The sequence below is a fragment of the Thalassococcus halodurans genome, from assembly GCF_900108225.1.
Classification (GTDB): domain Bacteria; phylum Pseudomonadota; class Alphaproteobacteria; order Rhodobacterales; family Rhodobacteraceae; genus Thalassococcus; species Thalassococcus halodurans.
Genome location: NZ_FNUZ01000002.1, coordinates 404,469 through 418,137, shown reverse-complemented (window position 1 = coordinate 418,137; position 13,669 = coordinate 404,469). Strand labels below are relative to the sequence as shown.

The following is a 13,669-nucleotide window of genomic DNA, read 5'->3' as shown; positions in this document are numbered from 1 at the left end:
TCAGCTCCTGACGACATATACCGATTGGTTGGCATGTCGGACCACCCGCGCGGCGTTCGGCCCCAACAGGTAGTCAGACAATTCTGGACGGTGGGCCCCCATGACGATCAAATCCACATTCAGCTCGTCCGCTGCGCGCAGGATTTCGTCATAGATCGTGCCGTGCAAAACATGCGGTTTTACAGTGACCCCATCGGGCACGTGTTCTTTCACCCAGGCAGACAGCTGTTTACCAAACTCTGCCAGATGTTCTTTTTCATACTGGGCCGGGAAAAACCCCGATACCTGCGCCATGCCAAAGCTGGGAGCGACCGAGACGACGTGCAGGACGCCACCGTCACCCAACAGCGGCAGAGCCTCTTTCAGGGATTTCTGTTCAGCCTTCGGGTGATTGATATCTACGGGAAGCAGGATGGTCTTCGACATGTCTCAATTCTCCCTTAAAAGGCCGGCTTGGTCTGACGGCGGCGCTGCATCACAATGACGAGCCCCAGCAACAGCAGTGCAGGTATCCAGAAAATCTGTTTGGGCATACGGTCAGCCGGTTGCAGAAGGCTGGTCACCTGAACGCGGTCATCCCCGTAGAAATCAAAGCCCTGAAGCTTGGTCTGATACGGTGTTCCGAACATGGGTTCGTCCATGAACATCTCTTCACCCTCAGCCATCAGGAACAGGCCCGCCGCATCCGCACGACCCGATGCCGGATCTTCTGCCGTGACAGTGTGCACGATGGTCAAAGATGTCGGCTCACCATCGGTGAAGTCCGGCCCCTCAACCACGAAACGAACGGTGTCGCCCACAGCAGTATTGTCGAATGCCTCGGCCAGTTGGGTCGGTGGCATTTCCTCAAACCGAGGCTGGATACGGTCCAGCCAGAAGCCCGGCACGAACAGTGTGAAGGCCACCAGCAGAAGTGCAGCGCTCTCCCAGTACTTCGAACGTGCAAGGAAGTAGCCCTGCGTCGCGGCCGCGAACAGCAGCATTGCGATGGTCGCCACAAAGAACACAAGGATCGCCTGCAGGATGCCTGCGGTGGTTCCCAGATCGACGCCGTACAAGATCAGCGTCGGGTTGTAGATGAACAGGAACGGCAATGCCACGGTCCGCATCGAATAGAAGAACGCGGTGAAACCTGTCTTGATCGGATCACCACCTGATACCGCGGCGGCCGCAAAGCTGGCCAGACCCACGGGTGGTGTCACATCGGCCATGATGCCGAAGTAAAACACGAACAAATGCGCAGCGATCAGTGGAACGATCAGCCCCTCTTGCGCGCCCAAGGACACAACCACAGAAGCCATCAAAGACGACACAACGATGTAGTTCGCCGTTGTCGGAAGCCCCATACCAAGGATCAACGAGAAGACGCCAACCAACAGCAGCATCAGCATCAGATGACCGCCGGACAGGATTTCCACCAGACCAGCCAGTTCCGTGCCGATCGGCGTTTTGGTCACAGTCGCCACGATGATACCAGCAGCGGCGGTCGCCACACCGATACCGATCATGTTACGCGCGCCGGCGATCAGGCCCTCGATCAGATCGTTGATACCAGCCTTAAGTGCCTCACCTGCATCTTCGCCACGGAAGAATGCCTTCAACGGGCGCTGGGTCAGGATGATGAACAGCATGATCGCCACCGCGTAGAATGCGGACTTACCCGGCGACTGCATCTCGATCATCAGGAACCAGACAAGAACCAGAATGGGCAGGATGTAATGCAGACCCGTCGGGAACACCTGTGCCACGGTCGGCAGTTTAAAATTCGGATCGTTCGGATCATCCAGCGTCAGATCAGGACGACGCGCCGCAGTGCGCACCATCGCGACATAAGCCACCAGAATGGCGATCATGATGATCGGACCGGACACGGCAGGTGCCATCGCTCGCAGGCCGTTCACACCGTAGACCAGCGCGGTGAAACCAACCGCAGCAACCACGAAGCCCACGAAAATCTTCAGGAACATCTTGCCGAGGTTCGCCGCCTCACCCAAGGCAGGCATGTCGCGTTTCAGTGCCTCAAGGTGCACGATGTAGACCAGCGCGATGTAGGAAATCACCGCCGGAATAAAGGCGTGTTTGATGACCTCGACGTAGGAAATGCCGACGAATTCCACCATCAGGAACGCAGCAGCCCCCATGACCGGCGGCATGATCTGACCGTTGACCGAAGACGCAACCTCAACCGCGCCAGATTTCTCAGCGGAGAACCCCACGCGCTTCATCAGCGGGATCGTGAAAGTACCTGTCGTTACAACGTTCGCGATGGATGAACCGGAAATCAGGCCTGTCATGGCAGAGCCCACAACAGCCGCTTTCGCCGGACCACCGCGCAGCGCGCCCAGACCGGCAAAAGCGATCTGGATAAAGTAGTTGCCCGCGCCGGCCTTATCCAACAGCGCGCCGAACAAAACGAAGAGGAAAACAAAGGCTGTTGATACACCCAGCGGGATGCCGAAGACACCGGTCGTATCGAGCCACTGAGCGTTAACGATAGCGGTGAATGACAGGCCCGAATGTTCGATAATGTCAGGGATCAGCCAGCCAGTGCCCATATAAGCATAGGCTAGAAAGATCGACCCAACGATAGTCAGAGCCGGACCAAGCGCGCGGCGCGACGCCTCAAGCAACAAAACGATGCCGATGCTGCCGATAACAATCTGCGGTGTTGTGGGCAGACCGGAACGGGCCGTTTCCGCCAGTTCGCGCGAAAATAAGAAGACGTAGAAAGCACATCCAGCGCCAACGATTGCCAACGCCCAATCAAGCAAAGGAATGCGGTTGCGAGGCGATGACTTCAAAGCGGGATACGCCAAAAACGCCAGTAGAATGGCAAATCCAAGGTGCACAGGACGCGTCTGGGACGAGTTCAGAACAGGAACCCAAGCGCCGAACCAAAGCTGCGGCTGAGCAATCCAAAGTTGAAACAAGGACCAGCACAAGGCAACACCAGCAAGAAACAGCGCCACCGTCCGGTTTGTCGGCGCACGCCCGCCGGTATCTGTGCTGCTAACCAGATCCTGAAGGTCTTCGTCTGAATACCCTTGGGCCTGATCGGCCTTTGAAACATCACTCATTCTGGAAATCCCCCGTTTGCGGCAATGGCGCCATGGACCGCCCCATCGGGACGGTCCGTTTTCATCACAGGAACAAAATCTTATTCGATCAGACCTGCTTCACGGTAGAACTTCTCGGCACCCGGATGCAGGGGCGCGGACAGACCGTCGTTTGCCATTTGCTTGGGATCGAGGTTGGCGAATGCAGGGTGCAGGCCACGGAACGCGTCGATGTCTGTGAAGACGGACTTAACAAGGTTGTAGACCACGTCCTCAGGGACATCAGCAGACGTAACCAGCGTCGCGCCAACACCGAATGTTGCGGTGTCACCATCGTTGCCGCGGTACATGCCGCCGGGGATCGTCGCTGTGCGGTAGAACGGGTTGTCCGCAACCAGCTGATCAACCGCATCGCCGGTCACGTTGACCAGAACCGCATCGCAGGCTGTTGTTGCTTCCTGAATGGAACCCGACGGGTGACCAACGGTGTAAACCATCGCGTCGATGTTGTTGTCGCACAGCGCCTGCGACTGTTCAGCCGCCTGCAGTTCGGATGCGACTGCAAAGTCATCCATGGTCCAGCCCGATGCTTCCATCAGAACTTCCATCGTGCCGCGCTGACCGGAACCGGGGTTACCGACGTTGACGCGCTTGCCCTTCAGGTCTTCAAAGTTCGAAATGCCCGCATCTGCACGTGCAACAACGGTGAACGGTTCAGGGTGGATCGAGAAGACAGCGCGCAGACCTTCGAATTTGCCCTGCTCTTCAAATTTCGAGGAACCGTTGAACGCGTGGAACTGCCAGTCGGACTGGGCCACACCGAATTCCAGCTCGCCCGAGCGGATCGCGTTGATGTTGTAGACGGAACCGCCCGTGGACTCGACGGCACAGCGGATGCCGGTTTCCTTGCGGGTTTTTGCCATCATCCGGCAGATCGCGCCGCCTGTCGGATAGTAAACGCCCGTCACACCGCCAGTGCCGATGGAAATGAACGTATCTGCCGCCATAGCCGGAGCTGCAACCGCTGTCATACCAGCCGCTGCGATGATTTTTGCGAATTTCACTTTCTTTCTCCCTAGGTAAAGCGGGGTTAGGCCCCCAATAATGCAAATGCTTTATCCATAAGAAACGAAGATGCAATTGTTTTATTTCTTTTTGAACGCATATCTTTTATCCACATAGGAAAACACTGCGGATTCAAAGCTATGACATCAAACGAGGAAAGCGTTCGGAATAATCTTGCCGAACTCGGCCGCAGTGGACCGCGGAAACTTGCTGCTTTTTCTCTGTGGATTCTGGACCATCTCGACGAAGTGGCCTTCTTGTCGATTCGAGGTCTGGCCGAAGCTGCGGGTGTAGATGCCAACCTTGCGCCGCGGCTTGCGCAAACCCTTGGCTATGAAGGGTTCAACGATTTCCGCGCGGACATTCGGAACATCGTCCAGAACCGTGGCAAGAGTTATGGCAAACGCGCCCGGGCCCTACGGTCGCGTCAAAGCTCTGGCATCTATGGCGAAGTCATCGAAGCCAATCAGCGCAACTTCGACAACATCACAGCACCACTCAATATCGCCGACATCGACGACTGTGTTGAACTGCTGCTGGGTGCCAACAAGATCTACTCCATCGGTGTTAGAAGCTGTTTTTCCGTCGCGCATTATTTTTCATACGTAGGGTCTATGGCCTTCGACAGTTTCGTCGATGTGCCTTCAATGCCGGGTGCCATCCTTGATCAGGTGTCCCGCGCCGGACCTGATGATGTGCTGGTTGCCGTAACCTATGAACACTACTCGGCAGAAGTCGTGCGCGCCTGCCAGATTGCCCGCGAAAAAAATGCGCAGATCATCGCCCTGACGGACTCGAACGAAGCGCCGATTACTCAAGACGCAGTCAAAACCATCGTTATGCCGATGGCTGGCCCGCAATTGATGCCCTCCTTGGTCAGCGCGTTTTTGACGGTCGAAATGATCCTAGCCGCCATGGCCGCCCGCAGCGAACCCGCCGCCGAACGCATTGAGGCGTTCGAACAGCGGATCGCGGGGTTCGGTGGCTATATGCGCTACGACTAAGCGCGTTCAGGACAAGTTCGGGAAGTAATCTTCGCAGGTGCCTTCGCGATAAACATCGGCCGTACAGCAATGCAGGCCGCCACCGAACGCATAGGCATCGCGCAATTCGACCTCGACCACTTCCATGCCCAGCTTGTCCATCTGTTCGGCCTGATAGACCTCGGATTTTTCGACGCAGACAGTTTTCGGATCCAGCACCAGCACGTTCATCGACAACCAGACAGAAGAATAGCAAAGCGGCGGCGGCCCGTTGTGCGCAGGCTGGGCCGCATCCACGATTTCCCAACCGTTGTTTTCAAAAATCTCGCGCTGATCATCGGGCAGACGCCGGCGCGGGTTATTCAGGATCAGGCCTGGGCGCAGCGGCGTAAAGGTCGCGTCGATGTGGATCGGATACGGGTCACCAGGGAAGTTGACCGCATGCACGCGGTGATCGCGGTAATGACGCCGCAGCCATTCGATGCCTTTCAGGTTCGTCGTGAAACCGTGCTGAACGACCAGATCCTTGCCGAACCTCAGAACGTCAGCGGCGTCGAACAGCGGCTCTTCCTCGGTCGTGACAAAGAACTTGTCAGCCGTCCATTCCAGACGTTTTTCGATGCCGATCTTTTCCGACAGATAGTCCGTACGATAATCCGCATCGGTCAAACGCGGCTTGGGCGCGCTGGCGTGGCGGAAGTTCGGGTCTTCGTTAAAGTATTGCTGCATCAGGGGGCGATAATTCAGATACTCGAACCAGCGACAGCGATAAGACATCGTCGCCTCAAGCATCTCACTGCCAACCGTCAGCAGCACATCGCGGGGCGGCATACAGCCGAACTGGCTGTCCGTGTGAAAGTCTGGCGTTGTCACAGGCTGGGAATGATCAATCGGCGTCGGGCGATCCACACGAATGCCGCGCGCCTGTAGCTGGGCAGCAAAGTTATCCAAGAGCTCATTCGCGCGGTCGATGGTTTCCTGTGGGCGCCGCCCCCACTGTCCGCGCATATCGCTGTCTTCCGGAACCTTCGCATCAAGCGCGGGCTCCTCGGGCGGGATATGGCAATCGTCGGCTCGCCCGACGATCACGTGTTTCAACGGATCCCATTCATTCCAGCTGTTAACAACTGTTTTTTCCATACTGTTCCCTGTCATTTTCATTATTCGCTTGGGAATATGTAACAGCAACGGGACAAAGCAAATGTCCCGTTAGCGACAGGTTTCTATACGGTCGACGAGTGCACCTGATTAGGCAAAAGCCTGAATGCCGGTGATCGCCCGTCCTAGGATCAGCGCATGGACGTCGTGCGTGCCCTCATAGGTGTTCACGGTTTCAAGGTTCTGCGCATGGCGCATCACGTGATAGGCCACCTGAATACCGTTACCGCCGTGCATGTCCCGCGCCTGACGGGCGATGTCCAAGGCCTTGCCACAGTTATTGCGCTTGGCGATCGAGATCATCTCGGGCGCAAAGCGGCCCTCATCAAACAAGCGCCCCAACCGCAGGCTGACCTGGAGGCCAAGCGCGATTTCGGTCTGCATGTCGGCCAGCTTCTTTTGATATAACTGTGTCGCCGCCAGCGGACGTTTGAATTGATGACGGTCCAGACCATACTGACGTGCACGGAAGAAACAGTCTTCTGCTGCCCCCATCACGCCCCAGGAAATGCCGTAGCGCGCGCGGTTCAAACAGCCGAACGGACCAGAGATGCCTTCGACGTTGGGCAGCAGCGCATCTTCGCCCACCTCGACATTTTCCATGACGATTTCGCCGGTGATGGACGCACGCAGCGACAGCTTTCCGCCGATTTTCGGCGCGGACAGGCCTTTCATGCCCTTTTCAAGGATAAAGCCCCGCACCTTGCCGCCATGCGCTTCGGACTTGGCCCAGACCACAAAGACATCCGCGATCGGGCTGTTCGAAATCCACATCTTGGACCCGTTCAGAACATAGCCACCTTCGGTTTTCACCGCGCGGGTTTTCATGCCCGCGGGGTCTGAACCGGCGTCGGGTTCGGTCAGACCGAAACAACCGATCCATTCACCGGACCCAAGTTTAGGCAGATATTTCTCCCGCTGTTCTTCGGACCCGTAGGCGTAGATCGGATACATGACGAGCGAACTTTGCACAGACATCATCGACCGGTAGCCGCTGTCGATGCGCTCAACCTCGCGCGCGACAAGGCCGTAAGACACATAGTTCGCGCCTGCGCAGCCGTATTTTTCGGGCACAGTGACGCCCAACAGGCCATTCGCGCCCATTTCACGGAAGATCTCGGGGTCTGTTTCTTCGTTCAGATAGGCGCTTTCGACCCGTGGCAGCAGCTTATCCGTGGCAAAGGCCTGAGCCGCATCGCGGATCATGCGTTCGTCTTCTGTCAGCTGGTCATCTATCAGAAACGGATCATCCCAGTTGAACGATTGACCTTTGTGCGACGCATCTGACATCGGAGTCCCCTAGCTTTCATGACTTTCGTGCAAGTTATGTGTTGTTCTCGGCAGATAACAACAGTATTTCCGAATGAACCCATTCCAATACGGAATGATATGAGACAACGACGCTTTATACCCTCGACCCGCCTGATGCTGGCCTTTGACGCAGTGATGCGGCAGGGATCGGTAACGGCTGCCGCCGAGGAACTGAACCTGACGCAAAGCGCGGTCAGCCGGTTGATCCTGTCGCTGGAAGAGCAGTTGGGAAAAGAGCTTTTCACCCGTATCAGGCGGCGATTGGTGCCCAACGACACCGCGCACACCTATCACCAAGAGGTGTCCCGCGCCCTCGATCTGGTAGAACGGGCCAGCATGCGCGTCGTCGCCAACCCCCAAGGCGGCACGCTGTCATTGGCGGTGCTGCCCACCTTTGCCACACGCTGGTTGGGCCCGCGTTTGGGCGATTTCATGGGCAACCATCCGGGTGTTGCGATCAATATGTCCACACGGATCGGATGGTTTGACTTTACCACGCAACCGTTTGATGCAGCTATCTATTTCGGAAACGGGGATTGGGTCGGCGGGCAGCACATCAAGCTGTTTGACGAACGCCTGACTGCCTGCGCGTCGCCTGATTTTGCGGCACAGAATGCCTTGGAGAAACCAGAAGACCTTGCCAACCTGCCGCTTCTGCATCTTGAGGCTCGCCCGACTGCTTGGGACGATTGGTTTGCCGCCCAAGGCGCGGACAGCGTCACGGCACGGACGGGTATGTTGGTGGATCAATTTTCAATGATGATCCAAGCCGCAATATCCGGTCTTGGTGTCGCGATCCTGCCCGATTATCTGGCGCAGATCGAGATTGAGGCCGGACGATTGGTACCGGTCCTGAAACAGGCCGTCCCGATGCAGGGTGCCTATTGGCTGGTCTGGCCGGAAGGGCGCGACATCAGCGCGCCCCTTGCATCATTTACCGATTGGCTGGCTGAACAAAGTTCAGGGCTTGAGGATCATTCGCCCTCATAGGTCCAGCGATACGACGGCGGGGTCGGCCCCTTATTCCGCCCGCCTTGCTGCATCTGTTCCCATGAATGGGCCAGAATGCCGACAGAACGGGACAGGCCAAAGAAACCGCGCGCCAAGGGCGGAGGACATCCGAGTTCGGCATAAACCACTGCCGTTGCACCATCGATGTTCATCGGTACGGACTTACCGCGTTCAGCCGCCAGATGCGCCTCGATCCCGCGCCCGATATCGGCGAATTTGCCATCGACAATACCTTCCTTCGCGGCGTCGTCTATTAGGCCCAGCAGACGCGGCGCGCGAGGGTCCACGGGTTTGTGGAACCGGTGACCGAAACCGGGAATGAACTTGCCATGTTCCGCGCGCCAGTCGTCCAGAACCTGCGGCAAGGCACCCTGCCCTGCATCGGCAATTCTGGCATAAAGCTCAACGGCTTGTTCGCCCGCACCACCGTGCACATTGCCCAACATGTTCAGACCGGTGGCCATCGCGCTTTGCAGCCCGATGCCACAAGTCGCCGCCATACGGGCCGCCGCGATCGACGGCGCTTGCGGTCCATGATCAACGGCGGCGACCAAAGCGGCCTCGAACAGCGCTGCGCGCGGGCCCTCAATGTCTTCGCCTATGACCAGAAGCCAGATCATCTGCGCAAAACTGCGATTGCCGATCAGGTCCTGAATAGGATGCCCGCGCATCGCAATACGGCCCGGCTCCATGTCGATGATACTGGTGCGCCACCAGTCCGAGACATCATTCCTGTCGGTCATATTACGCCCTCTGCTTTGAATTCCGCGATCTCGTCGTTTGAATAGCCCAGATCGGTCAGGATTGTATTGTTGTCCTGCCCCAAAACAGGCGGCGGCGTTGCGACCGACGGGCGTTTGCCATCCACCATCGCACCGACCTTCACAATATCCACGTCACGCCCCAAACCGGGCACATTGGTGAACCGCGCAAAGAAATCACGATCTGCGACCTGCGGATGGGCAAGGATATCCGGCACCGACATGACCGCACCGGCGGGGACCCCGATTGAGGAGAAATCTTCAGCCCACTTTTGCGCCGGTGCGGTCGTCAAAACTGTTTCAAGCTCGGCTTTCAAACGCAGGCGGTTCGCTTTGCGATCTTCGCGCGTTGCGTATTCGGGCCTATCCAGAAGATCGTCGCGCCCAAGGTGCCGCGCAAGAGCGACCCATTGTTCATCCTTATTGGCCGCGATGTTCACCAGACCATCGGCGCATTGAAACGCACCAGAGGGGGCCGAGGTCGGATTTTCATTGCCATTCGCCTGTGGAACGACGCCACCGATCATGTAGTTCGACACGACCCAGCCCATTGTCGCCAGAACGGAATCCAACATCGACACGTCGATAAAGCAGCCACGATCCTTGGCATTCAAAGCGCCGCAAATCATCATCGCGGCGGTCAGCCCACCGATCGTATCCCCAATCGGATAACCCACACGCGTGGGCGCGCTTTTCGCATCGCCGGTAACCGACATCACGCCGGACACACCCTGAATGATCTGGTCATATGCGGGATGTTTCGACCACGGGCCATCCTGACCAAAACCGGAAATCGCGCAGTAGATCAGCGCGGGATTGGCCTCTTTTAAAACGTCGTAATCCAAACCCAAACGCGTCATCACGCCGGGGCGGAAATTTTCGACCAGCACATCGGCTTTGGCGACAAGACGCCTTAGCGCCTCTTTGCCACGCGGGTCTTTCAGGTTCAGTGTGATCGACCGTTTACCGGGGTTCTGGGCCAGAAAGCTGATACCCATACCCGCCGCGCTTAGTTCCGGATCAGAACCCAGATTGCGCGCCAAATCGCCGCTTTTCACGGCCTCGACCTTGATCACGTCCGCGCCCATATGCGCCAACTGGTGGCAGGCAAACGGGCCCGCCAGAACGTTCGTCAGATCAAGCACCACCACATCGGACAACGGGCCGCCAACTGGCGACCCGCTTTTGTTTTCATCAATCCCCATCTGCAACACCTTCGGCGCGGCGACGGGCACGTCTTGCACGGTAACTGGGCAAAAGAACCAAGACCGCAGCAAGCACCAGCAGACCCATTGTCATCGGACGTTCAAGGATGAAGTCCAGACCACGGTAGAGCTGCATCGAGCGGGCAAAGTTGTCTTCCAGCATCGTGCCAAGAATGAATCCGATCAGCAGCGGTGCCAGCGGGTAATCCGCAAACCGCAGGATCGTTGCCACCACTCCCAGACCAACAAGGATCAGCAGTTCTGTCGCATTGTTCTGGCCAATATAGGCCCCCATCAGGGTGAAGAACAAAATGAACGGGATCAGGAAGTTACGCGGAACAGCAAGGATCTTTGCGATGTACGGGATCAACGGCAGGTTCAGGATTAGCAGAACAAGGTTGCCGATGAACATCGAGATGATCACAGCCCAGAAGATTTCCGGTGTGTCTGTCATCAAACGCGGACCCGGTGTCACGTTCAGCGCGATCAAAGCACCCAACAGGATCGCTGTAGTCCCGGAGCCCGGAATACCCAACGTCAGCAGCGGTACAAACGAACCGGTACAAGCGGCGTTGTTGGCAGATTCCGGCGCGGCCAAGCCACGAACCGATCCTTTGCCGAACTCAGCCTGCGCTTCGCCTTTGGCGATGTTCCGTTCGACCGCGTAGCCAAGGAACGACGCAATGGTTGCACCCGCACCGGGAAGAACGCCAATAAAGAAGCCCTGAACAGACTGACGTCCAATGACGGGCGCCATGATCTTGGCTTCGTCCTTGGTAAAGCGCAGGTTCGAAATCTCGCTGCTTTTGCCTGTCGCTCCGCGCGCAGGGTTCAGAACAAGGAACATCGCTTCGGGCAAGGCAAACATCGCCATCGCCAGCGTGATAAACGAAATACCGGACTGCAGATCCATCAGGCCCAGCGTAAAGCGAGGCATGTTGAACAGCGCGCCTTCGCCAACGGTAGCAAGGATCAGACCAAGGATGGTCATCATCAGCGCCTTGGCCACCTGCCCTGTGCCAGCGAATGCTGCAATGGCGGACAGACCCACAACCATCAGCGCAAAGTATTCAGCGGAATGGAACAGCAGCGCCACGGTGGACAGCATTGGCGCAAAGATCATCAGCAGGATCGCACCGATGGTGCCGCCCGCAAAGCTTGCCACAGCGGCAATCGTCAGCGCTTTGCCAGCCTCGCCTTTCAGCGCCATTGGATAACCATCGAAACTGGTAGCAACCGTTCCAGCCACCCCCGGTGCGTTCAACAGGATCGACGATGTCGAGCCACCAAAAATCGCGCCATAATATACACCAGCCAGAAGGATCAGCGCCGCTGTCGGGTCACCCAAGGTGATCGCCACAGGGATCATAATCGCGATGATGGACATCGGGCCAAGACCCGGCAACATACCGATGAATGTGCCGATCAGACAGCCCGCGATAACCATCAACAGGTTCTGGATCGAGAATGCGGCCGACAGGCCAATCATAATACCTTCAAGCATGCCTCAGACCCCCATGAAGTACGGAAACGGACGCAGGAAGATGCCCAGCACTTCTTGCACGAGATACCAGATCGAACCGGCAGCGATCAGCGCGACGGGCACCATCACATGCCATTTGCGTTCGCCCAGAACAAAGCTTCCCGCGACGAGGAAGACTGTGGTGGAAATCAGGAACCCAGCAGGACGCAGCGCCAGAGCGTAACATACCATCAAGCCAATCAGCAAAAGCGCCTGACCCAAGTTGTATTCGTGCAGACGACGATAGTTGATGTCGCTTGCGGAAGGTTCACTTTCATTTTCGGGTTTTTCCAAACCCAAAAGCACGACCAAGCCGACGATACAGCCGCCGATTGCCAGCAGCTTTGGAAACGTAGATGGCCAAACCGGATTGCGCTGCATGAACGGCGGCAACAGGTGGTCCATAGTGAAGAAAGCTAGATATCCGTAGATGCAACAGAAGACGACGAATACCAGCGCGATCCAACGATCAAGCGCCATGACGATCCCTCCCCAGGAATGTCGAAAGGTGTGTAGGTATTTTGGGGCAGCCTGTGCCGCCCCAAAACAGGTGTGAAATGATCAAGACTTAGAGGAAGCCCAGAGTTTTCATCAGGTCGCCGATTTCTTTTTCCTGACCTTCAAGGAAGGTGCGGAAATCGTCACCGGGGTTGAAGATGTTGACCCAGCCGTTACGCGAACGAACTGTTTCCCATGCTTCTGTTTCGTACATCGCTTCCAAAGCAGAGATGTATTCGGCTACTTTTTCGTCCGATGTGCCCGGTGCAGCAAAGAAACCGCGCCAGTTTACAAACGATGTGTCGATGCCCTGCTCTTTGAAGGTTGCGGCGCTGTCATAGGCGGGAACGCGTTCGTCTGCTGTCACGCCAACGATGCGAACTTCGCCCTGCTCTGCCAGAGCAATCGCTTCGGAGAAGCCGGTGGACAGTGCGTCGATCTCGCCGGACAGAAGGCCAGCCATCGCTTCACCACCCGCGTCATAGGGGATGTAGTTCAGCGCTGTCGGATCTTCACCAGCGGCCTGCATAACCATTGCAGCAACAAGGTGGTCCATACCGCCAGGAACAGAACCGCCGCCTACTGCGAAATCAGGGCCCTGCTCTTTATACGCACCCATCAACTGCTCCATGTTTTCGATCGGGCTATCTGCCGGAACGACCAGAGCGGCGTAGTCACCGATGGTGCCTGCAACCAGTGTCAGGTCACGGAAAGACTGCGGGAAAACACCTGTCAGCGAACGGATCACGATCGGGGTCGAGTTGACCATCAGCGTGTTGTCCAGGCTTTCGGCGTTTTCGATCATGTAGGCAATCGCCACACCACCGCCGCCACCGGACATGTTTTCAAAGCTGGCCGAGCCAACCAGACCGGAGTTTGTCAGCGCTTCGCCTGTGCCGCGCGCTGTACCATCCCAGCCGCCGCCAGCGCCGCCCGGAATTACGAAATGAAGCTGGTCAAGGACCTTGTGTGCTTCGGCCTGCGCCATGCCACCAAATGCTACAGATGCTACCGCAGCCGCCATCGCGACCCGGCGGGTCATGGAAAATGTCATATTGGTTCCTCCCATTTGACAAGACGGTCCAGTGCCGCCCATGTT

General features: G+C 57.1%; 12 protein-coding genes. 2 read left to right on the top strand and 10 right to left on the bottom strand.

Going from position 1 to position 13,669, the window contains the following annotated elements; all coding sequences use genetic code 11:
- From C4S59_RS07040 to C4S59_RS07030, 3 genes are all read right to left on the bottom strand, one after another.
- On the bottom strand, window positions 1-426 hold the full coding sequence (locus tag C4S59_RS07040; RefSeq protein ID WP_103909767.1) for a universal stress protein: 426 nt from the start codon (window positions 424-426) through the stop codon (window positions 1-3).
- Between the two features lie 14 nt (window positions 427-440).
- Window positions 441-3,077, bottom strand: coding sequence for a TRAP transporter permease (locus C4S59_RS07035; protein ID WP_103909766.1), 2,637 nt, complete (start codon window positions 3,075-3,077; stop codon window positions 441-443).
- Between the two features lie 80 nt (window positions 3,078-3,157).
- Window positions 3,158-4,120, bottom strand: coding sequence for a TAXI family TRAP transporter solute-binding subunit (locus C4S59_RS07030; RefSeq protein WP_268810622.1), 963 nt, complete (start codon window positions 4,118-4,120; stop codon window positions 3,158-3,160).
- Between the two features lie 141 nt (window positions 4,121-4,261).
- On the opposite strand from C4S59_RS07030, the gene C4S59_RS07025 reads away from it, so the two are divergent.
- Window positions 4,262-5,125, top strand: coding sequence for a MurR/RpiR family transcriptional regulator (locus tag C4S59_RS07025; RefSeq protein ID WP_103909765.1), 864 nt, complete (start codon window positions 4,262-4,264; stop codon window positions 5,123-5,125).
- Window positions 5,126-5,131: 6 nt separating this feature from the next.
- Here C4S59_RS07025 and C4S59_RS07020 read toward each other — a convergent pair whose 3' ends face one another.
- Together C4S59_RS07020 and C4S59_RS07015 are read right to left on the bottom strand one after the other, a co-directional pair.
- Window positions 5,132-6,244: a serine/threonine protein kinase gene (locus tag C4S59_RS07020; protein WP_103909764.1), complete on the bottom strand. Its 1,113-nt coding sequence runs from the start codon at window positions 6,242-6,244 to the stop codon at window positions 5,132-5,134.
- 108 nt (window positions 6,245-6,352) lie between these two features.
- The gene (locus C4S59_RS07015; RefSeq protein WP_103909763.1) at window positions 6,353-7,552 is read right to left on the bottom strand and encodes an acyl-CoA dehydrogenase; all 1,200 of its coding nucleotides are present in this window, start codon (window positions 7,550-7,552) and stop codon (window positions 6,353-6,355) included.
- A 99-nt stretch (window positions 7,553-7,651) separates the two neighbouring features.
- Here C4S59_RS07015 and C4S59_RS07010 point away from each other — a divergent pair, with 99 nt between their 5' ends.
- A complete protein-coding gene (locus tag C4S59_RS07010; protein ID WP_103909762.1) occupies window positions 7,652-8,563 on the top strand; it encodes a LysR family transcriptional regulator in 912 nt (303 codons plus the stop codon).
- Here C4S59_RS07010 and C4S59_RS07005 read toward each other — a convergent pair.
- The 5 genes from C4S59_RS07005 to C4S59_RS06985 form a co-directional block, all read right to left on the bottom strand.
- Window positions 8,548-9,327, bottom strand: a complete 780-nt coding sequence (locus C4S59_RS07005; RefSeq protein WP_103909761.1) for a citryl-CoA lyase — start codon at window positions 9,325-9,327, stop codon at window positions 8,548-8,550. The genes C4S59_RS07010 and C4S59_RS07005 overlap by 16 nt on opposite strands.
- Window positions 9,324-10,550: a CaiB/BaiF CoA transferase family protein gene (locus C4S59_RS07000; protein WP_103909760.1), complete on the bottom strand. Its 1,227-nt coding sequence runs from the start codon at window positions 10,548-10,550 to the stop codon at window positions 9,324-9,326. Before C4S59_RS07000 ends, C4S59_RS07005 begins: the two co-directional genes overlap by 4 nt.
- The gene (locus C4S59_RS06995) at window positions 10,540-12,054 is read right to left on the bottom strand and encodes a tripartite tricarboxylate transporter permease (protein WP_103909759.1); all 1,515 of its coding nucleotides are present in this window, start codon (window positions 12,052-12,054) and stop codon (window positions 10,540-10,542) included. Before C4S59_RS06995 ends, C4S59_RS07000 begins: the two co-directional genes overlap by 11 nt.
- Before the next feature lie 3 nt (window positions 12,055-12,057).
- Complete coding sequence (locus C4S59_RS06990; protein ID WP_103909758.1) at window positions 12,058-12,552, bottom strand: tripartite tricarboxylate transporter TctB family protein; 495 nt, start codon at window positions 12,550-12,552, stop codon at window positions 12,058-12,060.
- 88 nt (window positions 12,553-12,640) lie between these two features.
- On the bottom strand, window positions 12,641-13,624 hold the full coding sequence (locus C4S59_RS06985) for a tripartite tricarboxylate transporter substrate binding protein (protein ID WP_103909757.1): 984 nt from the start codon (window positions 13,622-13,624) through the stop codon (window positions 12,641-12,643).
- Window positions 13,625-13,669: the final 45 nt, after the last annotated feature.

Excerpts from the sequence above, each read along its gene's own strand:
- C4S59_RS07040 (WP_103909767.1), bottom strand. The coding sequence starts at position 426 with ATGTCGAAGACCATCCTGCTTCCCGTAGATATCAATCACCCGAAGGCT.
- C4S59_RS07035 (WP_103909766.1), bottom strand. The coding sequence starts at position 3,077 with ATGAGTGATGTTTCAAAGGCCGATCAGGCCCAAGGGTATTCAGACGAA.
- C4S59_RS07025 (WP_103909765.1), top strand. The coding sequence starts at position 4,262 with ATGACATCAAACGAGGAAAGCGTTCGGAATAATCTTGCCGAACTCGGC.
- C4S59_RS07020 (WP_103909764.1), bottom strand. The coding sequence starts at position 6,244 with ATGGAAAAAACAGTTGTTAACAGCTGGAATGAATGGGATCCGTTGAAA.
- C4S59_RS07015 (WP_103909763.1), bottom strand. The coding sequence starts at position 7,552 with ATGTCAGATGCGTCGCACAAAGGTCAATCGTTCAACTGGGATGATCCG.
- C4S59_RS07010 (WP_103909762.1), top strand. The coding sequence starts at position 7,652 with ATGAGACAACGACGCTTTATACCCTCGACCCGCCTGATGCTGGCCTTT.
- C4S59_RS07005 (WP_103909761.1), bottom strand. The coding sequence starts at position 9,327 with ATGACCGACAGGAATGATGTCTCGGACTGGTGGCGCACCAGTATCATC.
- C4S59_RS07000 (WP_103909760.1), bottom strand. The coding sequence starts at position 10,550 with ATGGGGATTGATGAAAACAAAAGCGGGTCGCCAGTTGGCGGCCCGTTG.
- C4S59_RS06995 (WP_103909759.1), bottom strand. The coding sequence starts at position 12,054 with ATGCTTGAAGGTATTATGATTGGCCTGTCGGCCGCATTCTCGATCCAG.
- C4S59_RS06990 (WP_103909758.1), bottom strand. The coding sequence starts at position 12,552 with ATGGCGCTTGATCGTTGGATCGCGCTGGTATTCGTCGTCTTCTGTTGC.
- C4S59_RS06985 (WP_103909757.1), bottom strand. The coding sequence starts at position 13,624 with ATGACATTTTCCATGACCCGCCGGGTCGCGATGGCGGCTGCGGTAGCA.